The organism is Methylorubrum salsuginis, assembly GCF_900114375.1.
GTDB lineage: Bacteria > Pseudomonadota > Alphaproteobacteria > Rhizobiales > Beijerinckiaceae > Methylobacterium > Methylobacterium salsuginis.
In genome coordinates, this window is record NZ_FOSV01000029.1 from 15,738 (window position 1) to 42,725 (window position 26,988).

The window sequence follows — 26,988 nt, forward strand, 5'->3', positions numbered from 1 at the left end:
ATCTCTGCGCCTGCGACCGCCTCAGCCGGAGCGCGCCTCGCCCTGGCCGCGATCCTCTCGGCCGGCGCCTCGGGCTTCGAGGCCCGCGCGCAGGAGAGCACGACGCTCGACGAGATCTCGGTCGAGGGTGAGGGCACGGGTCGCGCCGCCGGCAACGCGCCGCCCTCCGGACGGACGGCGGTCTCCGGCGCGATCGGCCTGATCGGGCCGAGCCCGGGCTACCGGGCCGACCGGGCGGTCAGTTCGACCAAGACCGACACGCCCCAGCGCGACGTGCCGCAGGTCGTCACCGTGGCCCCGCGCGAAGTCATCACCGATCTGGCCGCCACCCGCGTCGATCGCGTCTTCAACTACACGCCGGGCGTCGCCCAGCAGAACAATTTCGGCGGCCTGTCGATCTTCAGCTACGCGATTCGCGGCACCACCACCTCGGAGATCTACAAGAACGGCTTTCCGCTCAACCGCGGCACGCCGCCCCCGCCCGACGCCCAGAACGTCGAGCGGATCGAGGTGCTCAAAGGCCCCGGCGGCGGCCTGTTCGGCCGCAGCGATCCGGGCGGGCTCGTCAACATCATCACCAAGCAGCCCACGCGCGAGCGCTTCGTCGAGATGGGCGGCCTGTGGGGCTCGTTCGAGCAGTTCCGCGGCACGCTCGATTCCGGCGGCGCCCTGAACGAGGACGGCACGCTGCTCTACCGCTTCAACCTCGCGGCGGGCCGCCAGAACAGTTTTCGCGATTTCGTGGACGGCGACCGGCTGCTCGTCGCGCCGGTGATCTCCTGGCAAGTCACGCCCGACACAAGAATCACCGTCGAGACCGAGTTCCTGCGCAATCGGATCGTGTTCGACCGCGGCGTCGTCGCGGTGAACGGACGGCTCGGAATCATCCCGATCTCGCGCTTCCTCGGCGAGCCGGGGCAGAGCACCTACCAGACCAACAACTCGATGCAGGTGCGGGTCGATCACCGCTTCGACGCCGACTGGCAGATGCGGCTCGCCACCTACTTCAACACCGGCTCGCTGGAGGGCGAATCCGCTGAGATCCGCGCCATCACCGACAAGGGCATCGCCTCGCGCGACCGCAACGTGCGCGACTACCGCTGGGACGTGGCGATCGGGCAGGCGGAACTCGTCGGCCGCTTCGAGACGGCGGGGATCGGCCACACCCTGCTCCTCGGGTTCGAGCGCGAGAGCACCGACAGCCGGACGGTCTACAACCGTTCCACGATCCGGCCGGGTTCTACCTACGAAATCGACATCTACAATCCGCAATACGGGCAGGCACTGCCGCCGATCGACCGCTTCCGCAACAACATCGAGCGGATCACCAACACCGCACTCTACGTGCAGGACCAGATCGCGCTGAGCCCGGAATGGAAGGCGCTGGTCGGCGCGCGCTTCGATTTCTTCGAGCAGTCGTTCCGCGAGCGCACGCCCCGCTCCCAGGTCGACCAGACCTATTTCGCGGCCACGCCGCGGGCCGGCCTCGTCTACCAGCCGACACCCGAACTCGCCCTCTACGCCAATGTCGGCACGAGCTTCCGGCCGAATATCGGCCCGGACGCGGCCGCCTCGCTGCGCCCCGGTTCCGCCCCCTTCGCTCCGGAGACCGGCATCGGTGCCGATGTCGGCGCCAAGCTCGACCTGTTCGGCGGGGCGCTGGGCCTGACCGCGGCCCTGTTCCGAGTCGATCGGCGGAACGTGCTGACGCCGGAAGCCAGTGGCAGCGGCATTTCCATCGCGGCGGGCGAAGTGCGCAGCCAGGGCGTCGAACTGACGGCGGCGGGCCAACTCACGCCCGAGGTCAAGATCCTGGCGGGCTACGTCTACGCCGACGCCGTCGTGACGAAGGACAGGACGATTCCGATTGGCACGCCGCTCATCAACGTGCCGCGTCATTCGGGCAGCCTGCTCGCGGTCCACGAGGTCCAAGCCGGTCCGTGGAAGGGTTTTGGGCTCGGCGGCGGCATCCGCGGCGTCGGCGAGCGGGCGGCGGATTCCACCAACAGCTTCAGCCTGCCGGCCTACGTCGCCGTCGATGCCCTGGCCTATTGGCGCTACGAGAACTTCCGCTTCGGGCTGAACGTCGAGAACATCTTCGACAGCGAGTATTACGAGAGTTCGCTCAACCGCTTCCGGGTCTATCCGGGCGCGCCGCGCCGCTTCACCGGCACGATGACGGTGCGGTTCTGATGGGCGCGTCCGCTCTTCCGGCCGACGCGTCGGTTCTGGCGATCGACGGCGCGGTCAAGCGCTTCGGGAGCCGCACGGCGCTCGCCGGGCTCGACCTGCGCCTCGGTGACGGCGAGGTCTTCGCGCTGCTCGGCCCCAACGGAGCGGGCAAGACCACGACGATCAACCTGATCCTCGGCTTCCTCCGGGCGGAAGCCGGCACGATCCGGGTCTGCGGGATCGAGGCCGGGGAAGACCCCGTCGGCGCGCGCCGCCACGTGGCCTACATCCCCGAGCAGGTCGCGCTCTATCCCGGCCTCTCGGGCGTGGAGAACCTGCGCTACTTCGCGACGCTCGCCGGCCTCGACCCGTCGAAGGACGAGGCGCGCGCCCTGCTCGCCGAGGCCGGACTCGCCCCGGAGGCCCATGGGCGGAAGGCCGGCGCCTACTCCAAGGGCATGCGCCAGAAGGTCGGCATCGCGGTGGCGCTGGCGCGCCGGGCGCGGCTGCTGCTCCTCGACGAGCCGACCTCCGGCCTCGATCCGAGCGCGGCGGCGGACTTTTCCGCCACCGTCCGCGCGGCGGCCGAACGGGGCACCGCGGTCCTGATGGCGACCCACGACCTCTACCGGGTGCGCGAGATGGCCGGTCGCGTCGGCGTGCTGAGCGGCGGGCGGATCGTCGAGGAGATCGACCCCACGGCCCTCGACCACGCCGCCCTGGAGCGCCTCTACATCGAGCGCCTCGCGGAGGTCGCGTCGTGAGGCGGATCGGGGCGGAACTCGCCTTGTGCCTGCAGGACGCGCGGCTGCGCTGGGTCGGCGCGGTGCTCGCCCTGCTGCTCGCCGTGGCCGGGCTCGGGGCGTGGCGCGACGCCGTCCGATACGGGCAGGACGTTGATGCGGTCACCGCCGCCGAGCGCGCGCGCTGGCTCGGGCAGGATGCCAAGAACCCGCATTCGGCCGACCATTTCGGCCTGTGGGTGTTCAAGCCCTCCGCGCCGCTCGCCGTGCTCGATCCCGGCAGCGAGCCCTATACCGGCCGGATGGTACGGGTGGAGGCCCACGTCTTCAACGACGCGGTCTACCGCGCCGTGCAGGAGGCCGGCCCGCTCGCCCGCGCCGGCCTCGGCAGCGTCGCCGACATCGTCGGGCTCGTGGTGCCGCTCGGCGCAATCCTGCTCGGTTTCTCCGCCTTCGCGGCCGACCGGGAGCGCGGCACCCTGCGGCTGGCGCTCGGCAACGGCATCGCGCCGGGCCGCCTCTTCGCCGGCCGGTTCGCGGCGCTGCTCATCGCCCTCGTGCTCGTCGTCGGCCTGCCGCTCCTCGGGATCGGTGCGCTGGCGGCCATGAGCCGGGACGCCGGCGGCTGGCAGCTCTGGCCGCGGCTGCTGGCCTGGATCGCGGCGCAGCTCGCCTACGCCGCCCTGTTCCTGCTCGTCGCAATGCTCGTCTCGCTCCGCGCCCGCACGGCCGGCCATGCACTCGCCGCCGCGCTCGCGATCTGGGTCGGCCTCTGCATCGCCGCGCCCCGCCTCGCCACTACCGCGGTCGAGGCATTCGTGCCGGCCGTGTCCTACCGCGAGGTCCGCGCCCGCCTCGACGCAGAGATGCGCCCGCACCGGACGGCGGAGGCCAATGACGGCCGCACCCGCGAGATCCTGGCCCGCTATGGCGTGAGCGAGGCCGACGAACTGCCCGTCGATCTGCGCGGCCTGATGATGGTCGAGAACGACGACCACCACTTCGCCCTCTACGACCGCGAGTTCGGCGCCTTCTTCGAGGGCATCGCGGCCCGGGAGCGGGCCTTCGCCTGGGCCGGCCTCCTCTCCCCGCGCATCGCCCTGCAGGCCCTGTCGCAGACGCTCGCCGGCACCGACTTCGCCCAGCACGCCCATTTCGTCTGGACGGTGGAGGCCTATCGCCGCTCGATCTCGGAGCGGATGAACACCGAGATCCGAGACCGCCCCCAGCGCGGCGGCACGACCCTCGTGGCCGGGCCCGAGTTGTGGCGGGAAATCCCGCCCTTCGCTCACGCGCCGCTGCCGTTGGCCCGCGCGCTGGCGGACGCCGCCGTTCCGGCCCTCGTGCTCGCCCTGTGGCTCGCGGGCGTCGGCGGCCTGTGCGTCCCCCTGGTCCGGAGGCTGAAGCCGTGAGCGCCGTCCGCTTTCCCCGGCTGCTCGCGGCCGAACTGCGCCTGATCCTGCGCGAGCGCCTCACCTGGGCGATCCTGGCCGCCCTCGTTGCGGCGCTCGCCCTCGCCGCTTGGACCGGCGCCGGGCGGGTCGATGCCGCACGCACCGCCCTGGCGGCGGCCACCGCCGACAGCGAACGTGCCGTCCGAGAGGCGAAGGCCGCACACCTCCGCTACAGCCAGCCCGCCGCGATCAATGTGAACTACTGGCAGGACCCGACCGACGCCTTCGGCTATCGGACCTACTTCATGGCGGCCTACGCGGTGAAGCCGCCGACGCCGCTCTCCGTACTCGCCGCTGGTCAATCCGACGTGCAGCCGGCGGTGACGAAGATCGATTTCGGCTTCAGCACGGTCTTCGATGACACCGCCACCGAGATCGGTTCCGCCGCCGCCCTGCGGCTCGGCCCGTTCGATCTCGCCTTCGTCCTCGTCGTCCTCGTTCCGCTCGCGATCATCGCGCTCGCCGGCACGCGGCTCTCCTCCGAGCACGACAGCGGCATCCTGCGGATGATCGCGGCGCAGCCCACGGGTCCGCGCCGCGTGGCCGGCGCCAAGTTCGGGGCCGCCGCCCTCGTCGCCCTCACTGCGACGCTCGGCGGGACGGCGCTCGCCCTGCTGCTCTCGGGCGGCCTCGGCGACCTCGCCGGCTGGTCGGGAACGGCGGCGCTGCTCGCGGCGGCGCTTGCGGCCTACGTCGTCTTCTGGGTCGCGGCCTGCGCGCTGGCGGCGAGCCTGTGGCGCGGGGCGGTGGCGGCGCTGGCCGTCCTCGTGCTGGCCTGGGCCTTCCTGACGGTCGCCCTGCCGACCGCGCTGAGCCTCGCGGTCGATGCCCTGGCGCCGGTCCCGTCGCGCATCGCCGCGATCGACGCGAGCCGGCAGGCGCAGGCTCACTTCTACGCAGGAAACGAGGCCGCGGCGGTCACGGCCGGATGGCTCGAAGCAAGGCTCCCCAAGGACGCGCGCCGGCCCGGCCTCGCCGACGCGCCCGAACTGAAGCGCCTCGCCCGCGACGCCCATTACGACGAGGCCCTGGCCGACCATCACCGGGCGGCGCGCGCGCAGGCGCTCGCGGCCTCGGCCTGGAGCCAGAAACTCGCGCTGCTCTCGCCCGCCACCGCCCTCGCGCTCGCGCTTGAGACCGCCTCCGGCACCGATGCCGGGCGGCACGCGGCCTTTCTCTCTGAAGCCGCCACTTACCGGCGAAGCCTGCGCGCCTTCTTCGAGCCGCGCATCCTCGCTCAAGTCCTCGACCCGGTGCCCGTCTGCGCGGGGTGCCCGGCCCGCCTCGATTTCGACGCCTACGACGCGGTGCCGGCCTTCGCGCCAGCCGACGCGCGTGGGTCCGCCGAGCGTCAGGCGCTCCTGACCCTGGTCTGCCTCGCAGCCGCGGCTCTCCTCCTCGCGGCGCTCGCGGCGCGGCGCCTCAAGCAATGGCCGGCATGATCGCCCCGCACGCCGCCCCGATACCCGGACCGTCGCCCATCGCAGGATCGCCGGTCGTGCCCGCCCGCATCGTCTCGATCGATGCGCTACGCGGGCTGGTGATGGTGCTGATGCTCCTCGACCACCTGCGCGAGACGTGGTTCCTGCACGTCCCGGTCGCCGATCCGATCGACGCGCGGACCGCCCTGCCGGCCCTGTATCTGGCCCGGCTCGCGGTCAGCCTGTGCGCGCCGATCTTCATCGTGCTGACGGGCGTGGCCGCCTACCTGTTCGGCACACGGCATACGCTGGCGGAAACCCGCGCCTATCTGGTGAAGCGCGGTCTCGTGCTGATGGCCTTCGAGGTCCTCTACCTCTCCGAACTGTACTGGGGCGTGGCCAGCCCGACGCTCTGGCTCCAAGTGATCTGGTGCATCGGCGTGTGCATGATCGTCCTGGCGGCGCTGATCGGCCTGCCGCGCCAAGTTCTGTTCGCGGTCGGGCTCGTGATCGTGTGCGGGCACAACCTCCTCGACCCGATTCGCCTCCAGCCCGGCCAGCCGCTGTTTCCCGTCTGGGCCCTGCTGCACCAGCGCGACGTCATCGCGCTGCCGTTCGGGCTGGTCGCCAAGACGACCTATCCGGTGCTGCCGTGGATCGGCGTCATCGTGCTCGGCTACGCCATCGGCCCGTGGTTCCGGCCCGGCATCGCCCCGCGCATGCGGGCGCGCCGTTTCGCGGCGCTCGGCGGCGCGATGCTGATCGCCTTCGCGCTGCTGCGCCTGACGAACGGCTACGGCGACACGCCCTGGTTCATCGTCGAAGGCAGCGGCCTGCGGACCGTCATGAGCTTCTTCGCGCTCACGAAGTATCCGCCTTCGCTGCTGTTCCTGCTGCTGACCCTCGGGACCGGGGCGCTGCTGCTCGCCGCGCTGGAGCGGATCGGCGACCGCCCGCCCGTCGCGGCGCTGGCGGTGTTCGGCGGCGCGCCGATGTTCTTCTACCTGCTCCACCTGACGGTGCTGCGGCTGCTTTACCACGGCGCGTCCGCGATCTGGGGCGCGACCCAGGGCAGCGTGTTCGGCGTCGCCGATTACGGGTGGGTGCTCGTGTGGTACGCCGGGCTGATCGTGCCCCTCTACGGGCCGACGGCGTGGTTCGCGCGCTTCAAGGCGTCGAGGCGCGACATCGCTTGGCTCAAGTACCTATAGCTCGGCTTGCGCGACAGGCGACGATGCCTCGTCGTCGGCGCCTCGGCACGAAATCAGAGGAAGTCCAGGCTTCGATTTCGTTGACTCGGCGCGCGGCGCTGAAATAACACAAGCTCGACGGTTCCTTTCGGGGATCAAAAGGGAACGCGGTGAGGGCGAAAGCCCGATGCCGCGGCTGCCCCCGCAACTGTAAGCGGCGAGCCTTCCGCCACCTGTGTCACTGGGCAGCCTCGCCCGGGAAGACGGTGAGAGGGCAGCGACCCGCGAGCCAGGAGACCTGCCGTCAGTCGTGGTCACACGCGAAACGCGTCGGGCGGGGTGTCCTGGCGGGTGTCGAAGCGCTGCGATCTCCCATGAGGAATCGCGCGCCCAGGCCTCGTTCGCGGTGACGTGCCACTGCCGTTGCCCGAGGCTCTTTCACCGTGCCCCATTCCCCTGGTTCCGCTCTCCGGAGCGTGCTGGCGCTATCCTGCGCCGGATCGGCCCTGTTTGCCGCACCCTTGGCCAACGCCCAACAGGCCGCGGCGCCCTTCGCCGCCGCCCCGGCCGGCGTCGAGACCACCCTCGACGAGATCTCGGTCGCGGCGACCGGCGTGCCGACGCCGACCGCCCAGGTCGGATCGAGCGTGACCGTCCTGTCCGAGCGGACGCTCGAACAGCAGCAGCGCCGCACCGTCCCGGACGCGCTCCAGCAGGTGCCGGGCCTCAACGTCGTGCAGACGGGTGGCCCCGGCGGCCAGACCTCCGTCTTCATCCGCGGCGCCAACTCCAACCACACCAAGGTGCTGATCGACGGCATCGACGCCACCGACCCGTCGAACCCCAACGGCTCGTTCGATTTCGGCCAGCTCCTCACCGAAGACCTGTCGCGCATCGAGGTGCTGCGCGGTCCCCAGAGCGGCCTCTACGGCTCGGACGCCATCGGCGGCGTGATCGCCTTCACCACCCGCCGCGGCGAGGGGCCGGCCCGCGCCGTCGCCAAGGTCGAGGGCGGCTCGTTCGGTACCTTCAACCAGTACGGCCGCATTGCGGGCGCGGAGGGCGGGTTCGACTACGCCGTTTCGGTCTCGCACCTGCGGGCCGCCGCGACCCCGGTGACGCCGCCCGACCTCGTGCGGCCCGGAAACCCGATCTACCCGAACTTCTACGACAACGAGACGGTCTCGGCCCGCTTCGGCTACCGGTTCACCGACACGTTCCGGGTCAACTCGATCACCCGCTTCATCGGCTCGAAGCTTCGCTTCAGCAACGACCGCTACGTCAACGATGAATTCCTTCCGGATTTCGCCGTCGGCATCCTGCGCAATCAGGCGGACGTGCAGCAGATCTTCACCCGCAACGAGGCCGAATGGACGCCGCTGCCGGGCTTCCACAACGTCTTCGCCGTCAATTACTCGAACCTATACAACCGACAGTTCCAGAATATCTACAATCCGCTGGGGACGCCGGCCGACTCCAACAATCTCGGCGAGCGGCTGCGATACGAGTATCGCGGCGATTACGCGTTCTCGCCGGGCAACCTCGTCCTGTTCGGGGCCCAGCGCGACGAGGAGCGCCTGTTCACGAACAATCCGAACAGCGTCATCACCGCCCGCAACGGCAACAGTGCCGGCTACGGTGAGGTGCAACTGACGCCGTTCGACGGCGCCTTCCTCGTGGCCAACCTCCGCCACGACGAGAACGACGCCTTCGGCCCGGCCACGACCTACCGCGTGGCGCCGAGCTACATCGTGCCCGGTACGGGCACGCGCCTGAAGGGCAGCGTCGGCACCGGCTTCAAGGCCCCGACCCTCAACCAACTCTTCGTCGACATCCCGGCCTTCGGCCAGAAGGGCAACCCGACCCTGCGCCCCGAGGAGAGCTTCGGCTACGATGCCGGCTTCGAGCAGCCGTTCGGTGAGCGTGTGCTCGCGGGCGCGACCTACTACGCCAACGATTTTCGGAATTTGATCCAGGGCACGTTCGACCCGGAAACCTTCCTCTTCACCAACGTGAATATCGGTCGTGCCGAGACCTACGGGGCGGAGGCGTTCCTGGCGGTGCAGTTCACCGACACGCTGTCGGGCCGGATCGACTACACCAACACGGTCTCGAAGGATGAGGTGAACAACCGCGAGCTGTTGCGCCGCCCCCGCCACAAGGCGAGCGCCACGGCGATCTGGACCCCGATGCCGGGCCTCACCTTGAGCGGCACGCTGATCGTGCTCGGCTCCTTCGTCGACGGCGCGCGCGACGAAGCCTTCACGCGCATCCGCAATCCCGGCTTCGCGATCCTCAACCTCGCGGCGAGCTACGACGTGTCCGAGACCGTCAGCGTGTTCGGGCGGATCGATAACCTGTTCGATCAGCGCTACGAGAACCCGACCGGCTTTTTGGGGCCGGGCCTCGCCGTATATGGCGGCGTGCGCCTGACCAGCTTCTGAGGTGACCATGCGGTCGCGGGCCGTCCTCGCACTCTGGGCCCTCCTGGCGACCATGCCGGCGGCCCGTGCCGCCGGTGTGGAAGAGCCCGTGCGTGTGGTCTCGATGAACCTATGCGCGGATGAGCTCGTACTGCGGCTTGCCGACCGTGCTCAGGTGCTGGCCGTCACCTATCTCGCAAGTGACCCTCGCGGATCGACGGTCGCGTCCGCGGCCGCCGGCGTTCCGGTGACGCGCGGACTGACCGAGGAGGTCGTCGCGCTCCGGCCCGGCCTCGTCATCGCGGGCGCCTTCACCACGCGCACGACCGTCGGCATGCTTAGGCGCGTCGGCGCACCCGTGCTCGAACTCGGCGTGCCGGCCGACCTCGACGGCGTGCGTGCCCAGATCCGGCAGGTCGCGGAAGCACTCGGGCACCCCGAGCGGGGGGAAGCCTTGGTCGCGGACCTCGACGCCAAGCTCGCATCGGTCACCCCGTCGACCCGGCCGTTGCGGGCCCTCGTCATGCGCCCGAACGCCTTCACGGTCGCACCCGGCGGCCTCGGCGACGCGCTCATCCGGGCCGCCGGTCTCGTCAACGTCGCGGCCGAGATCGGACGCGACCGGTTCGGGCAGGTGCCGCTCGAAGCCGCCGCGCTCGCGGACGCGGACCTGATCGTGACCGACGAAGGGACGCCGGGCATGCCCTCGCTCGCCGACACCCTCCTGCACCATCCCGTCTTTCGGGCGCTCGCGGATCAAGGCCGGACGGTCGCGATCCCGAACCGCTTCTGGACCTGCCCCGGCCCCCAGGTCGCCGAGGTCGTGGCCCGGCTGGCGGCCGCCGCGAACGCGCGGGCGCCTCGGCCATGAACGCACCGGTTCGAGCCATCGCCGATCCCATCTCGCGGCGCCCGGACACGCCGCGCGTCCATCGTGCCGTCGTCGCCGTCCTCGGCGTCGCGGTCCTCGCCCTGACGTTCGCGTCGGTCGCCATCGGCTACGCGCCCTTCGACGTGCCGGCCGCCTTCGCGGACATCGTCGCGGGCCGGACCACGCTGCCCGCGATGGTGCTGTGGGAGTTGCGCATCCCGCGGGCGCTCCTCGGCGGCCTCGTCGGGTTCAGCCTCGGCCTGACCGGGGCTGCGATGCAGGGCTACCTCCGCAACCCGCTGGCCGATCCCGGCGTCCTCGGCATCTCCTCGGCTGCGGCCCTGGGCGCCGTGCTGGTCTTCTACGGTGGGCTCTCCGCCGGCTTCAGCCTCGCTCTGCCGCTCGGCGGCATCGCCGGCGCAGGCGTGGCGGCGCTGCTCCTCAACGCGCTCGCCGCCCGCGGCACCTCCACGCTCGGATTGATCCTGGCCGGCGTCGCTCTGTCGAGCCTTGCTGGCGCGCTGACCGCCCTGGCCCTCAACCTCTCGCCCAACCCCTACGCGGCCCTGGAGATCGTGTTCTGGCTGATGGGGTCGCTCAGCGACCGCAGCATGGATCACGTGCTCCTCTGCCTGCCGCTGATGGTGTTGGGCTGGGGCCTGATGCTCTCGACCGGTTCCGCGCTCGACGCCCTGACGCTCGGCGAGGACACCGCCGCGAGCCTCGGGGTCAATCTTGTCTCCGTGCGGCTACGGCTCGTCACCGGCGCGGCGCTCGCGGTCGGAAGCGGGGTGGCGGTCTCCGGCGCGATCGGTTTCGTCGGCCTCGTGGTGCCGCATCTGATGCGTCCGCTCGTCGGGGCGCGTCCCGGCGCCGTCCTGCTGCCGAGCGGGCTCGCCGGTGCGGTCCTCGTGCTCGCCGCCGACATCGGCGTCCGCCTTCTCGCCACCCGCCCCGAGTTGAAGCTCGGCGTGGTCACCGCGCTCGTCGGAGCGCCGTTCCTGATCGTCCTCCTGCTGCGCAACCGCGGAGGACGGGCATGAGCCTCGCCCTCCACGAGGTCCGGGTAACGCTGGGTGGCCGGACGATCCTGTCGGACATTCACCTCACGCTGGAGCGCGGTCGCCTCATTGGGCTCGTCGGGCCGAACGGAGCCGGAAAGACGTCGCTGCTGCGCGTCCTGGCGGCGTTGGTCGCCCCTGCACGAGGCCGCGTCACCCTCGACGGTCGCGCGCTCGCCGACTTGCACCGCGACGAGCGGGCACGCCGCATCGCCGCCCTGTTCCAGGGCGCCGGGGTCGGGTGGCCGATGACGGTGCGCGAGGTCGTGGCGCTCGGTCGCCTGCCGCACCGTCACGCCTTCGCGGGGCTCTCGGACGCCGATCAGGCCGCGGTCGCGCGGGCGATGGCGCGCACCGATGTCGGGCACCTCGCCGGCCGGACCGAGCCGACCCTGTCCTCGGGCGAGCGCATGCGCGCGCTGCTTGCCCGGGCGCTCGCGGTCGAGGCCGAGTGGCTGCTGGCCGACGAACCCGTCACCGCGCTCGACCCGGCCCACCAACTCGATGCCATGGCGATGTTGCGCGCCGCGTCGCGCGACGGCGCCGGCGTGGTCGCCGTCCTGCACGACCTGGCGCTGGCCGCGCGGTTCTGCGACCGGATCGTCGTGCTGTCCGGCGGCCGGCTCGTCGCGGACGGGCAGCCGGAGGAGGCGCTGACCGATTCCCTGCTCGCCCGGGTGTTCGGCGTGACGGCGGAGCGGGGCGCGGCCGCGGACGGAACCCGATACATCCTGCCCTGGGCGCGTTCAGGGGCGACGAAGGAGAAGAGCGATGGCGTCATCTTCCCAGGCTGATGCGGTCAAGGACCTGCTGCGCGAGGCCCTGGCCGAACCCGGCACCGCTTGGAGCCTCGGCAGCTTCGGCGCCATCGCCGAGTTCATGCGCGACCCGGACGAGGCGGTCTCAGTCCTGCCGGACGACCGCCTCGGCATGGCGACCGAACGCGGCGCCATCGCCCTGACCGCCTGTCCCGACCTGCGCCCCGTCGCCTACGAGACCTCGGTTGCGTCCGGCTGGAACCATGCCGTGGCCCTCTGCCTGCCGGAGCCGACCTGCGCCATGAGCCGACGCGCCGTGGTGACCGAACTCGGCCCGGACCGCGAGGCCGCCCGCGAACGGGACCGGGACGCCATCCTGTTCGACCTCGGTCTCGATCTCCTCGCGGTTGATGCCTGCGTGCGCACCGGCGACCCCGAGGCCATCGCCTGCCTTCGCTCCGGCGTCGGGCGCTCCCTGTTCGACCATGCGAACCCCATCGGTCGCCACCTCGTCGCGATGAGCCCGCATCGCGTGTTCCTGGCGAAGGTCGGCCGCATTGAGGTCTACGCTCCGATCCCGGGGCCGGGGGGCTCCAGTCCGGAGGGACCGCATACCCACGTCCTGCCCAAGCTCATGCGGAGCGGGCGCACGCATGCCGCGACGACGCCGATCCCGGTGGGCTGGGTGCCCTGCGCCGCCCTCCACCCGGCTCACCCCTACAAGGACATGATGGGCCAGCGGATCGCCTTCGACTCTACCCGGTATGTGGCCTTCCAGGAGTTGCTCGACCGCTGGGGCGATCCGGACCTGCTCGCGGTCAAGCGGGGCGGCGAACCGCGCCCGGACAGCCCGGTGTCGAGCCGTCACGCGCAAGGCGCCCGCCGCGTCGCCGAGGTCCAGGCTCGCTACCTCCGGGGCGAGGTCGTCGAGGCCGATCCCGAGGCCAACGAGGACGAGACCGTCGCCGACCATGCCTGAGTTCGGTCGTCAGCGCGTGGTCGGGCTGATCGGCTGTCCCGGAGCGGGCAAGACGACTTACGCGGGTCGGTTCGATCCGCTGGATGGCTGGGTGCACCTGACCCTGGACGATTTCCGGCAGGCGCTCTGGCCGCCGGACCGGCAGGTCTATTGGCAAGTTCGCCACGGGGGCTGGGACCGGCAGGCCCACCATCTTCTGCATGCGGTGAAGGTCGCCGCCCTCGACACCGCCCTCGCTCATGGCTTCAGCGTGGTGATGGCCGACACCCACCTGACCCGCGCCGTGTTCGAGGCCGAGCTCGTTGTCGTCGAACGACACGGCCTTACCGTCGAGTGGAAGGTGTTCGACGTGCCATGGGAGGTGCTTCTTGCTCGAAACGCGGCGCGCGGCGCTGCCGACCCGTCGCACGTCCAGCCCGAGGACGTGCTTAGGTTCACTTACGATGCATTCCATGCTCCGGACGCCTGGTGGCGGACGCTTCCTCCCGCCCAGGTCGAGTACATCGAGCTTCCGCTGCCGGAGGCCGAAGCCAGGCACGGTCTGGTAGGCGGGAGTCGGACGTGTCCCGCAACCTGACCTGTCATGTTCCCTCGGTTTCACTTGGGTAGCCGGCCGCCCGAGCATGCACTGCTTACCTAGCGCCCATGCCCTTAACAACGCCGACGGCCGGTTGGCGGGACAGGCATGCAGCGCATCGGGGCCGCTTCGCCTTCCGAGCGGACATTCGAATAGGCAGGGCGGAAGGTCCGCAAAGGGTCAGGAGTTTGCTCGTCGTTTGTTCGGCTGTGCGCCATCAGCGGACCTCCGACCGAAGAAATCGGAATGGCCGCTTGGAGGCCAACAGCTGTTGTTGAGATGGAATGGTTGCTCCGACCACCATAACCGTCCTCGGCAACGAACCGCTGCCGAAGCAACACGAACAAAAACGCTCCACTGTGATCGGTGGTTGGTCCAACAGCAAGGCACTCAACAACCGCTTGAAAGCAGTCGTCGGATTACTTGGCGAGATGACCGGGGGTACGGTCACGTCCGTGCTTGGCTCGATGCCGTCGGTGCAGCAAACATCTTGCCCTGGAGCAGTAAAGCCACGGTCATGATGGTAAGGCCGACGACGAGGCCGTTCGCTGCCAGGAAAAGCACCGGGGCGAGGACGGCGACCGCTCCGGCATCGCCATGGGCAACCAGGCGAACCGGGGCCGTTGCCATGGCAGTCGCGCCGAAGCTGAAGGCCCAGAGCCCAGGGACAGCGCCGGCCTTCGCGATCCACGGCGAGAGCCGGGCCAAAACCAGAACCTGGAGCAGACCGTAGCCGATCAGGGCATGCGCAAAGAGGTCCGGCGCTCCGCCCCCGACCGAGAGGTAGGCCACGGCCCCCACCGGCGCGGGCGCCAACTGGATGCCCAGGGTCGGGCGCAACGCGACGGGCTTCTCAGGACCGGTCAGCAGGCGGTGGAGCAGAACCGATTCCATCGCGAGCCAGGAGAACAGGCCGGCGCCGAAGGCGAGCTGACCCCAATCCTGGTAGCCCAGGGCCGACGCCCCGGTCGCCGAGACGAAGCTTCCGGCCACGGTCGGCAGGTACAGCACCGCGGTGGTGGTGCCGTGGTCCCGGCCGCCTTGCCAGAGGCCGCCCGTCCGCCAGACCGCGAAGCCGAGCGTAAATAGGAAGCCGAGGCCGAACAGGACGGTTGCGGATCCGGCCGAGTAAGGGATGAGCCCGCTCGCGACGAGCATGGTCGCCACTCCGGCGAGGCCGATGAAGCAGCACTGGACCGCATGGGCCGCCTCGACCGCCAGCTTGTCCGGGGCGAGGACGGCCTTGAGGGCATAGAGGACGACGAGCACGGCCCAGACTACGCCGGCGAGTACGTAGACCGCCTCCCCGACGACCGTGGGCAGGTGCCAGGCGAGCGCGGCCGCGCGCCAGACCCCGCCCAGGCCGGATAGCCCCAGGACGATGCCGAAGTAGGCGGCCGGCGTGTTCGCGGCGACTTCCCTAATGCGCTGCGCGAGGTGGAGGCGTGGGCCGGCGACGATAGAGACCGTGGTCATGACCGTTCTCCTGTGAGGTCGGGATGTTGTCGGGCGGGCGCTGCGCCCACCGCTTCTCGACAAGGATGATAATGGACGACGGCCCCGATCTTTATTCCTCTCTCGGCAATGGAGAGGTTCGCGACGCGATGCTTGAGGGCAGCCGCTCAGCCACCGATCTCGGCGTCTTCGAAACATGAAGATGCGGTGGTGAAGATGGATAGGACCTGGCTCGTCACGGGCTCGTCACGTGGCCTCGGCCGGGCCTTGGCCCAGGCCGTCGTCGCGGCGGGCGAGCGGCTCTGCGCGACGGCGCGCGACCCTGCCGCGCTCGTGGACCTCGTCGAGGCCGGCGGCGAGCGCGTGCTCGCGTTGCCCCTCGACGTCACCGACGAGGAGGCGGCGCATCGGGTAGTCGAGGCTGCCGTAGAGCGGTTCGGACGCGTCGACGTCGTCGTCAACAACGCCGGGTACGGCGACGTCGCGCCCATCGAGGACACCGACCTCGCCTCGTTCCGGGCGCAGGTCGAGACGAACCTGTTCGGGGTCGTCAACGTGACCAAGGCGGCCATTCCCCTCTTTCGGACGCAGCGCCGTGGCCACTTTCTGCAGGTCTCCTCCATCGGGGGGCGAACCGGCGCGACCGGTCGCGGCCCGTACTCGGCCGCGAAGTTCGGCGTGGAGGGGTTCTCCGAGGTTCTCGCCATCGAGATGAAGCCCTTCGGCGTGCACGTCACCATCGTGGAGCCCGGCGGCTTCCGGACGGACTTCGCGGGATCGTCGACGCGCATCGCGGAAGGCAGTCCGGCTTACGCCGAGACCGTCGGCCAGGTCGCCGCCATGCAGCGGGCCTACGACGGCAAACAGCCCGGCGACCCAGAGCGCGCCGCCCGGGCGATGATGACCGTGGTCTCGGCGAAGACCCCGCCGCTGCGTCTGGTGCTGGGTAGCGACGCCTACGCGCGGGCCGAGGCCGGCGACGAGGCGCGGCTGGCCGAGTTGCGTGCCTGGCGCGAGCTCAGCCTCTCGACCGACTTCCAACCTTGACGCCAGGTCTCCCCCGCAGATGCCCCGCTCTCACGGTCACCGAAACGCGGCAGGAATGCCAAGGACCGCACCCCCATGAAGGGGGCGCGGTCCGCGTCGCGCCTACCAGCCAGGCCCCTCAGAAGGGTCAGCGCTTCGCCACCTGCTTGTCGAGGAAGCCGCGGATGAGGGGCGCCATCTCGTCCAGCTTGTCCTCTAGCGCGAAGTGGCCAGTGTCGAGGATGTGCAGCTCCGCGTCCGGCAAGTCCTTCAGGTAGGGGTGCGCCCCTTCCTCGGGGAAGATCTTGTCGTTCTTGCCCCAGACGATCAGCGTCGGCGGCTTGCGCTCGCGGAAGAATGCCTGGAATTGCGGGTAGAGCGGCACGTTCGTGCGGTAATCGTAGAATAGGTCGAGCTGGATGTCCTTGTTGCCGGGCCGGTCGAGCAGGGCCTGGTCGTGGACCCAGTTGTCCGGGCTGATCCTGGAGACGTCCCGCACGCCGTCGGTGTACTGGAAGATCGTCGTGGGGAGGGTGACCAGACCCGACAGTGCCTCGCGGCTCTTGGCCGAGCCGTCGGCCCAGTAGGCCTTGATCGGATCCCAGAACTCGCGCAACCCCTCGTCGTAGGCGTTGCCGTTCTGGACGATCAGGCCGGTCACCCGGTCGGGGTGCTTGAGGGCGAGGCGGTAGCCGACCGGCGCGCCGTAATCCATCACGTACATCGCGTAGGACTTGGCGCCGAGTTGGCCGAGCAGGCCGTCCACAAGGTCGGCGTAGTGGCCGAAGGTGTAGGCGAACTGGGTGTGGTCGGGCGCGTCGCTCTGGCCGAAGCCGGGGTAATCGGGCGCGATGACGTGGTAGCGGTCCGCGAGCGTCGGGATCAGGTTGCGGAACATGTGCGAGGAGGTCGGGAATCCGTGCAGGAGCAGCACGACCGGGCCGTCGGCCGGGCCGGCCTCGCGGTAGAAGACCTTCACGCCGTCGACCGTCGCGGAACGGTAGTGGACCGTCGCCGGTGTCTGGGCGGCGACCAGGGCCTGCTCTGCCTTGGCATGAGGGGGAAGGACGGTGCCGGCCGTCGTGAGCATCAGGGCAAGCAGAAGGTGTTTCATCGGTGTCTCCTTTCGCGGGGGCGTCGAGGACCTCGCCGCCTCATGGAGACATCATCGGTGTTCAGCTTGCAGGCGTTAATCGGCGTCGTGTGGAAGGCATTGTTGTCGCCTGCGGAATAGATAGGATCGCTTGGTGCCGATGACCTCGGCTAGGTCGAACCGACCCGGACCGACGCCTCGCGTCGACCCTGCGCCCGCTCAGTTGAGCAGGCGGTTGGCCCGCAGCCGCGCCACGGCCAGGTCGACGAAGGTCCTCACCTTGGCCGGCGCCTGCCGCCCCTCGGGGTAGACCACATGGATGGGCAGCGGCTCCTCCTCGTAGTCGGCGAGCACGACCTGCAGGCGGCCTCCCAGCAAGGCGGAGCCGATCTGGTAGTGCAGCACCCTGGTCAGGCCCCAGCCCGCGAGCGCCGCGGCGATGCCGGCCTCGTTCGTGTTGCTCATCAGGGCGGGATGGACCGTCACGCGCTGATCCTGCGCGAACCGCCACTCCGTCGAGGCCCAGGCGCCCGTGGACATGGCGACGCGGTGGTCCCTCAGGTCCTGCGGTTTCTGCGGGACGCCGTGCCGCTCGAAGTAAGCCGGTGAGCCGCAGACGACGCGGCGCACCGACCCGACCCGCGCGGCTGTAAGGCCAGAATCCGAGAGGTGGCCGATGCGCACGGCGACGTCGATGCCTTCCTCGACGATGTTCACCTGCCGGTCGACGAACAGCGTCCGTGCCGCCATGGTCGAGTAGGCGTCGAGGTAATCGGTCACGATGGGCAGCACGTGCATGTGGCCGAACAGGACCGATGCTGTCACCGCGAGGGTTCCGGACGGCGTCGCGTAGGAACCTGCGGCGGCGGCCTCGGCCTCGACGATGTCGGAAAGGATTCGCCGGCAATCCTCGTAGTAGCGGCCACCGGCCTCGGTGAGCTTCACCGAGCGCGTGGTGCGCACGAACAGCCGGGCGCCGATGGTCTCTTCCAGCGCGGCGACGGCCCGCGTCACGGCCGGCGGGCTCATGTGCATCAGGCGCGCGGTCTCCGCGAAGCTCGCCGTCTCCGCGACCTTCGCGAAGATCCGCATGGCCTGCCAGCGGTCCATGTCCCTGCTCCCCCGTCCCCAGCGGCCCGGCCATCGTGGCCTTGACGAATACAGCTGTTCGAGCATGCGCGCCGCCAAGCCGTCGCACCATGGTGAACGGCATGCCGGGCCAGGCCGCCTAGCCTTCGCGGGCGACCGTGGGATCCGGGTCCGGCGCCGCTCCGTCGCCAGCGAGCTCTACGGCGAGGCTCTCGATCTCGCGGCAGACCTCGGCGGGGATGCCTGACCAGACCGCCCGCGCACGCGCCTCGTGAAGGCGCCCGCCGTCCCGGGAGGCCGCCGCCAGGGCTAGGACCAGCGCCCGCGACGTGCGCGCGTCGAAGCTCCGGCCGCGACGCGCGGCGTCGACCTCGGCGCCGCACATCCCGAGCCCGCGGGCCTCCGCTTCCCGCCCTGGAGAAACGGGCGGGTCGCGGCCGTCCTCGGCCAGGGCGAGCGCGACGGACAGGCGCACGCGCCCGTCCAGGGTGAAGGAAGACATGGCCGCATTCCCACGCTTCGAGGGTCGGTTCAGAAGCCGAAGTGGCTGAGACCCGGATGGTCGTCGGGCCGGCGCCCCAGCGGCCAGCGGAACCGGCGCTCGGCCTCGCTGATCGGGTGTTCGTTGATGCTGGCGTGGCGGGCCCGCATCAGCCCGTCCTCGGCGAACTCCCAGTTCTCGTTGCCGTAGGCCCGGAACCACTGGCCGCTGTCGTCGCGGTACTCGTAGGCGTAACACACCGCAATGCGGTTGCCGGTGAAGGCCCAGAGCTCCTTGATCAGGCGGTAGTCGAGCTCGCGGTTCCACTTGCGGGTGAGGAAGGCCTGGGCCTCCCCCCGGTTCGTGACGAACTCGGCCCTGTTCCGCCAGCGGGTGTCGGTCGTGTAGGCCAGGGCGACCTTGGCCGGATCACGGCTGTTCCAGCCGTCCTCGGCGAGGCGGACCTTCTCGATGGCGCTCTCCTCGGTGAACGGCGGCAGCGGGGGACGGGACATCGGCTTCTCCTCGGGGTTTTCGGGGTGGACGCGTGTCGGGAGGTCGGCAGGCCGGCGGGACGGGACCCTCGGCCATCGCCCTCGGTCAGAGGGCGAGATGAACGGGGTCGCTCCCCGCGGCCGGGGTGGCCGAGCAGATCAGCACCTCGTCGGCCGCGTGGGGAGCGGTGGGCGCCTTCGCGTAGGTGACGGCACCTTTCAGGAGCTTCGTCCGGCAGGTGCCGCAGGTTCCGGTCCGGCAACTGAACTCCGGGCTGAGGCCGCGGGCCTCGGCGAGTTCGAGCAGCGTTCCGGCGTCAGGCGTCCAGCGCGCCTCCTTCGACGAGTTCAGGAAGGCGACCGGAACCGGCTCCGTCGACGCGGGCGGCAGCGCGGCCGCCCCGGCATCCGCCGGTATGCTCCGGACCAGGGACGAGGGACCGAAGGTCTCGGCGTGGATGCGGTCGTCGGCGACGTTCAGGTCCCGCAGCCCGTCGTAGAGCGCCTGCGTGAAGGCCGCCGGACCGCAGAGGTAGAAGTCGTAATCGCCGAACGGCAGCACGCGGGCGAGCAGCGCCATGTCGATCCGGCCAGCGACATCGTAGTCGACACCCGCCACCGCATCCCCGGGCGCGCTCAGCACCCGCACGACCCTCACCGCGCCCCCGGCCGCGGCGGCGAGCTCGGCCACCTCCCTATCGAAGGGACGCTCCTCCTTGGAGCGGGCCGCCTGGACCAGTGTGGTCGGCCGGATGCCCCGGGTGCGCAGGCCCTCGTAGACGAGGTGGCGCAGCATCGCCAGCAGCGGCGTGATGCCGATGCCGCCGGCGAGCAGCACGGCCGGCCGCTTGGCATGGGCGTCGATGGTGAAGCCGCCGGCCGGCGCCCGCGCCTCGACCAAGTCGCCGACCCGCAGCGTGTCGTGGAGGTGCCCGGACACAGTGCCATCGCGCTTGACGCTGATCCGGTAGACCGCGTCCGAGGGCGCGACCGAGAGCGTGTAGGTGCGGATGACCGGCTTGTCCGCGCCGGGGAGCGGCACACGGATGGGCAGGTGCTGCCCCGCCTGGTGCGGGATCAGCCCGGACCCGTCCGCAGGCTGGAGGTTAAAGGAGCGGATCGTGCGGCTCTCGTCGACGATCTTCGTGACCGTGAACGGGCGCCATTGCGTCGCGAGGTCGGCGGCCCGGAGCCGGTCGGCGGCCGCGTGCCAGTCACCGGTCATCAGGGAGTTCGGCGACCAGCCGTCCGCCTGAAACGTCCAGCGCAGGGGCAGCGCGCCCCGCCGCCGCACGACCCGGCGGGGCCGGAACGTCCACAGCCGTTCAGCGCCCTGGAAGGCGGCGATCTCGGGGGAGGACAGGACGACCTCGGCGTCGCCCGTCATCTGCAGGAGGTCGCCGGTCTCGAAGTCGGCGAAGACGAGGCCGGCCCGGCCGTTCAGGAGGATGTTGCCGAGCGTGGCGAAGAACAGGTTGCCGGCGAAGTCGGGGACCGTGAGCGTCCCGTCCTCGGCGACGCGAACGAAGCCGGCCTTGCCGCCGCGGTGCGAGACGTCGACCTGGCGGCGGCCGTCGCGCTCGGCGTAGGAGGCGACGAAGAACGTGTCGGCACCCTCGACGATGGCGCGCGCGTCCGCGTCGAGGCCGGCGTTCTCCTCGACGGTTCCAGAAAAGGGCTCACGCGGGTCGCGGACGAAGGCGAAGTCGCGCAGCTGGATGTACTGCGGGCAGTTGCCGAAGCTCTGGTCGACGGCGAAGTTCAGAACGCCGTCCGCCGCGGCGCGGATGAGGCCGTTGACGCGGTTGCGTCGGCGGGTGTGCAGCTCGATCCCGAGCAGCCCGATGGCCTCCCCGTCGCGCAAGCCCGCGCTCGCCGGGTCGCTCGGATCCGGCCGCACCGCGATGTCGAGTGTCGTCGGCGTCGGCGAGGCGATGAACCCGGGACCGCCGGCGACCAGCGTCGCCCAGGCGTCGCCCCGACCGTCGACGCTGCCGGCCACGATGAACGGGATCTGTTCGTAGAACGCGCGGTGTTGGTCGGGCATGAAGTCCCGCACCACGCGGCGCCCGACCTGCTCCATCCGCTCGGCCACGCCGACCTGCTGCTGGATGGCCTTCTCGCCCGGATGCCAGGGCGAGGACTTCGTGATGGTCGGACCGTCGCTCATGATACTCTCCCGTCCGGTTCGGTCGGGCGCGCGCACCGGCGCGCCCGAACAAGCGGGGTCACGCCGCGGCCGTGAGGCCGGCCGGCGTCTGGACGAAGGGGACGAAGCCCGGCAAGGCCTCGATGCGGCGGAGGAAGGCGTTGACGTTGACGTAGCTTGAGAGGTCGACGTTGCCCTCGGGTGCACGCGCCAGGTAGCTGTAGAGCGCCACGTCCGCGACGGTGGGCCGCTCGCCAACCAGCCATTCCCGGCCCGTCAGATGCGCCTCCAGGCGGCCCAGCAGCGTGTGCGCCCGCCCGATCACCTCCTCGGGCCGGAAATTGGCACCGAAAACGGTGACGAGGCGCGCGGCGGCCGGGCCGTAGGCCAGTTCGCCGGCCGCCACCGACAGCCAACGCTGCACGGCGGCCTCACCCTCGGCATTCTCCGGCAGCCAATCGGTCCGCCCCAGCTTGCGCGCCACGTAGACGAGGATGGCGTTCGAGTCGGAGACGACGGTTCCGTCGTCGTCGAGGACCGGCACCTGGCCGAACGGATTGAGGGCGAGGAACTCGGGCCGCTTGTGGGCGCCTCCCTTGAGGTCGACCTCAATCGCCTCGTGCGGCACGCCGAGCAACGAGAGGAACAGGCGGGCCCGATGCGCGTGTCCCGAGAGGGGATGATGGTAGAGCTTCATGACCGCGTTCCCTGCTTTCTGTCCGGGTGAAGCCCGAACCACATTGGCAAGGTGACGCGATCAGGGGGTCGGGAGAATGCTCGACCTCCGCAGTTCATTGTTGTCGCGAGCGGAACAATCCATCCTGACGGGCCCGGCCGGTGCGGGATGCACGGCCGGGTCCCTCGAAACGGGTCACGCCTGACCTTTGGCGGCCAGAAAGCTCGCGTAGATATTGCCGGCGAAGGGCAGGTGGTCGCCCATCAGCCTGGCGTGCGCCTCGCCGGTGGCCGATTGCCAGTGGCCAAGAAGCTCGGCGCCGACCGCGACCCAGGTGATCGGCACGACGCCTGCCTGCACCATGCGGGCGACGGCCGCTTCCTCGACGAGCTTGCTCCAGGTGCCCGATGCATCCAGCACCGCGTAGACGTCGTAGCCCGCCTCGCGGGCCGCGAGCGCGGCGAAGGCCACGCAAACCTCCGTCGAAATGCCGGCGATCAGGAGCTTCTTCCGACCGGTCGCCTTCACGGCGGCGGCGAAGTCGGCGTTGTCGAAGGCGTTGATCTCGCCCGGCCGGTGCACGACGGTCGCGTCGGGCAGGCCCTGGGCGACGACCGGCAAGACCGGCCCGTTCGGGCCGTCGGCCGCGCTGGTGGTGACGATGGCCGGCAGCTTGTAGATCTGGGCGATGGTGACGAGCGCCTTCACGTTGTTCAGGAAGTCCGCGGGCGTCTGGGTCTGCACGCCGTTGGCAAGACCGGTCTGGTGGTCGACGAACAGGACGGCGGCGTTCTCGGCGGTCAATCTCTCGTAGGACATGGTGCTCTCCTTCGGTGGGGATGGTCCCGCTTCGGAGCCACCCGGCACAATGAAGATGCCGCTCCATGAGAAGGGCCACTAGCCGCCACTTCCGGCACTCTGCGTCCCTGAAACCGGAACGCCGCCGGAACGCTTGCCAGGGCGGCACCTGTCGCTGCAAGGGGGCCTTATCGGCCGAACCGCTCGATCAGCAGGTCGGTGAGCGCCTGAACCTTGCGCGAGGAGTGCTGCCCCGGTGGGCGCACGACGAACATCCCGATGGAGGGAAGCGCATAGCGCGCCATGACCGGTATCAGGGTCCCGGCTGCGACGTAGGGTTCCGCGATGACATCGGGCAGCGCGGCGATACCCGCACCCGCGGCCGTCGCCTCCGCGATGGCCACCGCGCTGTCGGCCCGGAAGCGGCCCGTCGGGCGGACCGGGAACGGCTTGCCCCCGGCGCTGAACGTCCAGGTTTCCGTCGCGATCATCACGGCGGGATGGCCGGGCACGTCCTCGGGCGTCTCGGGGGCGCCGTACGTGGCGACATAGTCCGGGCTTGCGAACAGCCGCACGGAGAAGGATCCGATGCGGCGCGCGACCAGGTTCGAATCCGCCAGGTAGCCGACCCGGATGCCGCAATCGAAGCCCTCGGTGACGAGATCGACGTAGCGGTCGCTGTAGCGGCAGTTGATATGCAGTTGGGGATGGCGACGGGTCAGCTCCGCGATGGCCGGCGCGAAGTGCGTCGGGCCGAACGTGGAGGGTACGGCAACCCGCAGGAGGCCGCGGAGCTCGCCGCCAACCGCGACCGCCTCCAGCGCGGCGTCTACCTCCGTGCAGATCCGTGCCGCATGTTCCCGGAACGTCGTGCCCGCCTCGGTCAGGGCCGCGCCCCGGGTAGTACGGGCGAGGAGTTGTGTTCCGAGCTCGGCCTCCAGCCGCAGAAGCCGCCGGCTGACAATCGACTTCGCCAAGTTGAGGCGGCGTGAGGCGGCCGAGACCCCTCCCGCGTCGGCGACTTCCACGAAGGTCCTCAGGTCGTCCACGTCCATCGCGTTCCGCTTCCCGGGACGGAGCTTGCCCGGATCGGACGATACCGTCCCTGGTACGACGACGCTACGGTCCAAGGAGGAGACGCCCACCGAGAAAGGACGACAACCATGGACGTGACCAAGCTCAGACGCGGCGACCGCATGGGTGACCCAACCCGTGGCTTCGCCGTCGAGATCATCCGTCCCGGGCTGAGCCTCGGCGGCGGAGATAGCGGCCTAGGCGCCATCGGCCGGATCGACCGCGCCACCGTGGCGCCCGGGCACGTCATCAGGATGCACCCGCACCGCGACGACGAAATCCTGACCTACGTCCGGGCCGGACGGATGCTCCACCGGGACACGGTCGGAAACGCGGAGGAGATCACGGCGACGCGCCTGATGATGATGAACGCCGGCCACACCTTCCAGCACGAGGAGCGCATGCTGGACCACGGCCCGGTCGAGGCACTGCAGATCTTCCTGCGGCCGCGGGCGGCCGACCTCGGACCCAAGGTCCAGTTCCACGACTTCGGGGAGGTGTTGAGCCACGGCAAGTGGCGCCTCATCGCCGGGCCCGAGGGCGCGCCGCTGGAGGTCCGAGCCCAGGCATGGGTCTCCGACGCGCATGTTGCGGCCAGGGCAGCGTTGTCCCTGCCGCCGCTTCCGGCGCCCGATGCGGTTCGCCTGCTCCACGTCTTCGGCGGCGACGTCGAGGTCGGCGGCTTGACGCTGCGGGCGGGTAATACGGCGTACCTCAAGGGGGACGGCGGGAGGGTGCTGGCCGGCTCCGACGCCGACCTCGTCCTCTTCCTGACCGATCAGGGCGCACCGGTTTTCCGCGGTGGCATGTTCAGCGGGAACGTACTCGCTGATTAATCGCGCGTTCCGCGCGCCGGTCGTGTCCCTCGATGGAATTATCGAACTCGACCGGGGCGCGCAGCGGAAGGTGCAACGGTGGAGGTCGGTTGCGAGGCCGGTGCGCGTCGAGAGCCGGACCCATAGTCTTCCACCACGTAGTGAACCGCACTGACATGCCTGCTACCCGTCGGTCGCTAATATGCCCGTAGCTGCTGATGTTCGGGCACATTGGCGACCTGTCGGAATGCCCTCAGCTCGGCTTGGCGGGAGACCGGTTTCGGCCGCTCGCACCTCACGTGCCGACATAGGCCGCCAGCTCGTCCGGCGTGCCTTGCGGGAATGCCTGCTTCAGGTGGTCGAGGAACGCCGAGACCCGCGCACTGAGCAGCCGGCGTGAAGGATAGAGCACCCAGAGCGCGATCTCGGGTCCGTCGATGTCGCCCCAGTGGACCAGGGTGCCGGCGGCAAGGTCGTGACTAACGAGCGAGATGGGCAACGACGCGGCCCCGGCGCCGGCACGCACCGCGTCGCGAACCATGATGACCGACGACAGCCGCAGGGTCGGCTCGAAGGGTATGCGCGACCTCGCCCCCGGCTCCCTCACCTGCCAAGCGTCGCCGCCGCCCGCACCGCGCACCACGGCCGGCACGGCGCTGTCGGTCGCGGGCCTGGCCATGCCCGAGCTCGCCACCACGATCATCCGGTCCCGCAGGAAGACACGTCCGACCAAGCCCTCGTTCGCTTCCGGGTTGACCCGGATCACGAGGTCGTAGCCCTCCTCGACCATGTCGACGGCCCGGTCTTCCGTCGTGACCTCAAGCCTAACCTCGGGATGCCTCAGCGCGAACTCAGCCGCCAGCCTCCCCATGGCGACCTGCGAGAACAAGAGCGGCGCGCTGACCCTCAGCCGTCCCCGCGGCCTCGCCCCGCCGGACGAGATGGCCGCCGCGGTCTCGTCGAGCTCGGCCAGCAGCATGCCCGTCCGCTCGTGCAGCGCCCGTCCTTCCTCGGTGAGCTTCAGCGTGCGCGCCCCACGCTCAAACAGGCGCAGGGCGAGCGCGCCCTCCAATTCCGCGACACGGCGCGACAGCGTTGCCTTCGGTCGCCCTGCCGCCCGGGCGGCGCGGCCGAACCCGCCGTGCCGGGCGACGAGATTGAAGTCAGCGAGGGCGAGGAGGTCCATGCGTTCCACCAGCGAGACGGACCGTCCATAGATAGCGGCTTTTGGCGCAAGCGTGGATCACTAGTTTCCGGATTGTCACCAACAGCAACCCGGAGACACACCATGACCATCCTCGTGACGGGCGCCACCGGCACCATTGGCCGCCAAGTCGTCGACAACCTCGTGCGGCGCGGTGCCAACGTGCGCGCCTTGGTCCGCGATGCAGCCAATGCCGGCTTGCCGGCCGGCGTCGCCATCGTCCCCGGCGACCTGCTCGACGTCGAGTCCGTGCGGAACGCGTTCACGGGTGTCTCCACCCTGTTCCTGCTCAACGCCGTGGTGCCCGACGAATTCACGCAGGCGCTCATCGCGCTCAACGTTGCCCGGGAGGCAGGGGTCAGGCGGGTGGTCTACCTGTCGGTGATCCACAGCGACCTCTACGTGAACGTGCCGCACTTCGCGGGCAAGTTCGGGGTCGAGCGAATGATCGAGGCCATGGGCTTCGAGGCCACCATCCTGCGCCCGGCCTACTTCATGAGCAACGAATACACGGTCAAGGACGTCGTCCTGCAGCACGGCGTCTACCCGATGCCCATCGGGGCCAAGGGGCTCGCGATGATCGACGTCCGCGACCTTGGCGAGGTCGCCGCCCTCGCGCTGATCCGGCGCGAGAAGGCCGACGGGCCGCTCCCCCTCGACCGGATCAACGTCGTCGGTCCCGAGACCCTGACCGGCGCGACCGTGGCCGCGGTCTGGTCGGAGGTGCTCGGCCGACCGGTCGCCTATGGCGGCGACGATACCGCCGGGTTCGAGCGGAGCCTCCGGCAGTTCATGCCCGGCTGGATGGCCTACGACATGCGCCTGATGGCCGAGCGCTTCCTGACCGACGGCATGGTCCCCGAGGCCGGGGACGTCGAGGGCCTGACCACGCTGCTCGGCCGCCCCCTGCGTCGGTATCGCAACCTCGTCGCCGAGATCGCCGCCTCGGCCTGACGGCCTGGCGCCTCGCAGCCAACCTAGGAAG

24 protein-coding genes and 1 riboswitch are annotated in these 26,988 nt (G+C 70.3%); of the genes, 14 read left to right on the forward strand and 10 right to left on the reverse strand.

The window, feature by feature from the left end; genetic code table 11:
* The first annotated feature begins 42 nt into the window (after nucleotides 1–42).
* The 11 genes from BM140_RS22490 to BM140_RS22540 all read left to right on the forward strand — a co-directional run bounded on the left by BM140_RS22490 (nucleotide 43) and on the right by BM140_RS22540 (nucleotide 13,649).
* Nucleotides 43–2,193, forward strand: coding sequence for a TonB-dependent siderophore receptor (locus BM140_RS22490; protein WP_244535592.1), 2,151 nt, complete (start codon nucleotides 43–45; stop codon nucleotides 2,191–2,193).
* A complete protein-coding gene (locus BM140_RS22495) occupies nucleotides 2,193–2,936 on the forward strand; it encodes an ABC transporter ATP-binding protein (RefSeq protein ID WP_091951334.1) in 744 nt (247 codons plus the stop codon). The genes BM140_RS22490 and BM140_RS22495 overlap by 1 nt, the downstream gene beginning before the upstream one ends.
* Entirely contained in the window at nucleotides 2,933–4,327 is a 1,395-nt protein-coding gene (locus BM140_RS22500; RefSeq protein WP_091951336.1) for a DUF3526 domain-containing protein, read from the forward strand. Before BM140_RS22495 ends, BM140_RS22500 begins: the two co-directional genes overlap by 4 nt.
* A complete protein-coding gene (locus BM140_RS22505; protein WP_165616529.1) occupies nucleotides 4,324–5,811 on the forward strand; it encodes an ABC transporter permease subunit in 1,488 nt (495 codons plus the stop codon). Before BM140_RS22500 ends, BM140_RS22505 begins: the two co-directional genes overlap by 4 nt.
* 56 nt (nucleotides 5,812–5,867) lie before the next feature.
* A complete protein-coding gene (locus tag BM140_RS22510; protein ID WP_244535584.1) occupies nucleotides 5,868–7,001 on the forward strand; it encodes an acetyltransferase domain-containing protein in 1,134 nt (377 codons plus the stop codon).
* A 101-nt stretch (nucleotides 7,002–7,102) separates the two neighbouring features.
* Nucleotides 7,103–7,300: riboswitch (cobalamin riboswitch) on the forward strand.
* A gap of 123 nt (nucleotides 7,301–7,423) precedes the next feature.
* A complete protein-coding gene (locus BM140_RS22515; protein WP_244535585.1) occupies nucleotides 7,424–9,424 on the forward strand; it encodes a TonB-dependent receptor plug domain-containing protein in 2,001 nt (666 codons plus the stop codon).
* Between the two features lie 7 nt (nucleotides 9,425–9,431).
* Nucleotides 9,432–10,274, forward strand: a complete 843-nt coding sequence (locus BM140_RS22520) for an ABC transporter substrate-binding protein (protein WP_091951388.1) — start codon at nucleotides 9,432–9,434, stop codon at nucleotides 10,272–10,274.
* Nucleotides 10,271–11,317 (forward strand): FecCD family ABC transporter permease, encoded by a 1,047-nt coding sequence (locus BM140_RS22525; RefSeq protein WP_091951342.1) that lies wholly within the window; start codon nucleotides 10,271–10,273, stop codon nucleotides 11,315–11,317. The genes BM140_RS22520 and BM140_RS22525 overlap by 4 nt, the downstream gene beginning before the upstream one ends.
* Nucleotides 11,314–12,129 (forward strand): ABC transporter ATP-binding protein, encoded by an 816-nt coding sequence (locus tag BM140_RS22530; RefSeq protein ID WP_091951344.1) that lies wholly within the window; start codon nucleotides 11,314–11,316, stop codon nucleotides 12,127–12,129. Before BM140_RS22525 ends, BM140_RS22530 begins: the two co-directional genes overlap by 4 nt.
* Nucleotides 12,107–13,072 carry a DUF6925 family protein gene (locus BM140_RS22535; RefSeq protein WP_091951346.1) on the forward strand — a complete coding sequence of 322 codons (966 nt, stop codon included), beginning with the start codon at nucleotides 12,107–12,109 and terminating at the stop codon, nucleotides 13,070–13,072. Before BM140_RS22530 ends, BM140_RS22535 begins: the two co-directional genes overlap by 23 nt.
* Nucleotides 13,065–13,649 (forward strand): AAA family ATPase, encoded by a 585-nt coding sequence (locus BM140_RS22540; protein ID WP_091951348.1) that lies wholly within the window; start codon nucleotides 13,065–13,067, stop codon nucleotides 13,647–13,649. The genes BM140_RS22535 and BM140_RS22540 overlap by 8 nt, the downstream gene beginning before the upstream one ends.
* Before the next feature lie 447 nt (nucleotides 13,650–14,096).
* Here BM140_RS22540 and tehA read toward each other — a convergent pair whose 3' ends face one another.
* Nucleotides 14,097–15,125: a dicarboxylate transporter/tellurite-resistance protein TehA gene (tehA, locus tag BM140_RS22545; protein WP_091951350.1), complete on the reverse strand. Its 1,029-nt coding sequence runs from the start codon at nucleotides 15,123–15,125 to the stop codon at nucleotides 14,097–14,099.
* A gap of 195 nt (nucleotides 15,126–15,320) precedes the next feature.
* Here tehA and BM140_RS22550 point away from each other — a divergent pair, with 195 nt between their 5' ends.
* Nucleotides 15,321–16,151, forward strand: a complete 831-nt coding sequence (locus BM140_RS22550; RefSeq protein WP_091951391.1) for an oxidoreductase — start codon at nucleotides 15,321–15,323, stop codon at nucleotides 16,149–16,151.
* Nucleotides 16,152–16,278: 127 nt separating this feature from the next.
* On the opposite strand, the gene BM140_RS22555 is transcribed toward BM140_RS22550, so the two are convergent.
* From BM140_RS22555 to BM140_RS22590, 8 genes are all read right to left on the reverse strand, one after another.
* Nucleotides 16,279–17,244: an alpha/beta fold hydrolase gene (locus BM140_RS22555; RefSeq protein ID WP_017482939.1), complete on the reverse strand. Its 966-nt coding sequence runs from the start codon at nucleotides 17,242–17,244 to the stop codon at nucleotides 16,279–16,281.
* Nucleotides 17,245–17,442: 198 nt separating this feature from the next.
* The gene (locus BM140_RS22560; RefSeq protein ID WP_017482940.1) at nucleotides 17,443–18,333 is read right to left on the reverse strand and encodes a LysR family transcriptional regulator; all 891 of its coding nucleotides are present in this window, start codon (nucleotides 18,331–18,333) and stop codon (nucleotides 17,443–17,445) included.
* Between the two features lie 118 nt (nucleotides 18,334–18,451).
* Complete coding sequence (locus BM140_RS22565) at nucleotides 18,452–18,814, reverse strand: hypothetical protein (RefSeq protein WP_091951352.1); 363 nt, start codon at nucleotides 18,812–18,814, stop codon at nucleotides 18,452–18,454.
* 29 nt (nucleotides 18,815–18,843) lie between these two features.
* Complete coding sequence (locus BM140_RS22570) at nucleotides 18,844–19,308, reverse strand: nuclear transport factor 2 family protein (RefSeq protein WP_091951355.1); 465 nt, start codon at nucleotides 19,306–19,308, stop codon at nucleotides 18,844–18,846.
* 85 nt (nucleotides 19,309–19,393) lie between these two features.
* Nucleotides 19,394–21,457, reverse strand: a complete 2,064-nt coding sequence (locus BM140_RS22575) for a 2Fe-2S iron-sulfur cluster-binding protein (RefSeq protein ID WP_017482943.1) — start codon at nucleotides 21,455–21,457, stop codon at nucleotides 19,394–19,396.
* Nucleotides 21,458–21,515: 58 nt separating this feature from the next.
* Nucleotides 21,516–22,133: a glutathione S-transferase family protein gene (locus BM140_RS22580; RefSeq protein ID WP_091951357.1), complete on the reverse strand. Its 618-nt coding sequence runs from the start codon at nucleotides 22,131–22,133 to the stop codon at nucleotides 21,516–21,518.
* 174 nt (nucleotides 22,134–22,307) lie between these two features.
* Nucleotides 22,308–22,931, reverse strand: a complete 624-nt coding sequence (locus BM140_RS22585; RefSeq protein ID WP_012321606.1) for an isochorismatase family protein — start codon at nucleotides 22,929–22,931, stop codon at nucleotides 22,308–22,310.
* 167 nt (nucleotides 22,932–23,098) lie between these two features.
* The gene (locus BM140_RS22590; RefSeq protein ID WP_091951360.1) at nucleotides 23,099–23,965 is read right to left on the reverse strand and encodes a LysR family transcriptional regulator; all 867 of its coding nucleotides are present in this window, start codon (nucleotides 23,963–23,965) and stop codon (nucleotides 23,099–23,101) included.
* Between the two features lie 108 nt (nucleotides 23,966–24,073).
* On the opposite strand from BM140_RS22590, the gene BM140_RS22595 reads away from it, so the two are divergent.
* On the forward strand, nucleotides 24,074–24,820 hold the full coding sequence (locus tag BM140_RS22595; protein WP_091951362.1) for a pirin family protein: 747 nt from the start codon (nucleotides 24,074–24,076) through the stop codon (nucleotides 24,818–24,820).
* Between the two features lie 274 nt (nucleotides 24,821–25,094).
* On the opposite strand, the gene BM140_RS22600 is transcribed toward BM140_RS22595, so the two are convergent.
* Entirely contained in the window at nucleotides 25,095–25,985 is an 891-nt protein-coding gene (locus BM140_RS22600) for a LysR family transcriptional regulator (RefSeq protein WP_091951364.1), read from the reverse strand.
* Between the two features lie 102 nt (nucleotides 25,986–26,087).
* Between BM140_RS22600 and BM140_RS22605 the strand changes: the two genes are divergently transcribed.
* Nucleotides 26,088–26,957, forward strand: a complete 870-nt coding sequence (locus BM140_RS22605) for an NmrA/HSCARG family protein (protein ID WP_091951366.1) — start codon at nucleotides 26,088–26,090, stop codon at nucleotides 26,955–26,957.
* Nucleotides 26,958–26,988: the final 31 nt, after the last annotated feature.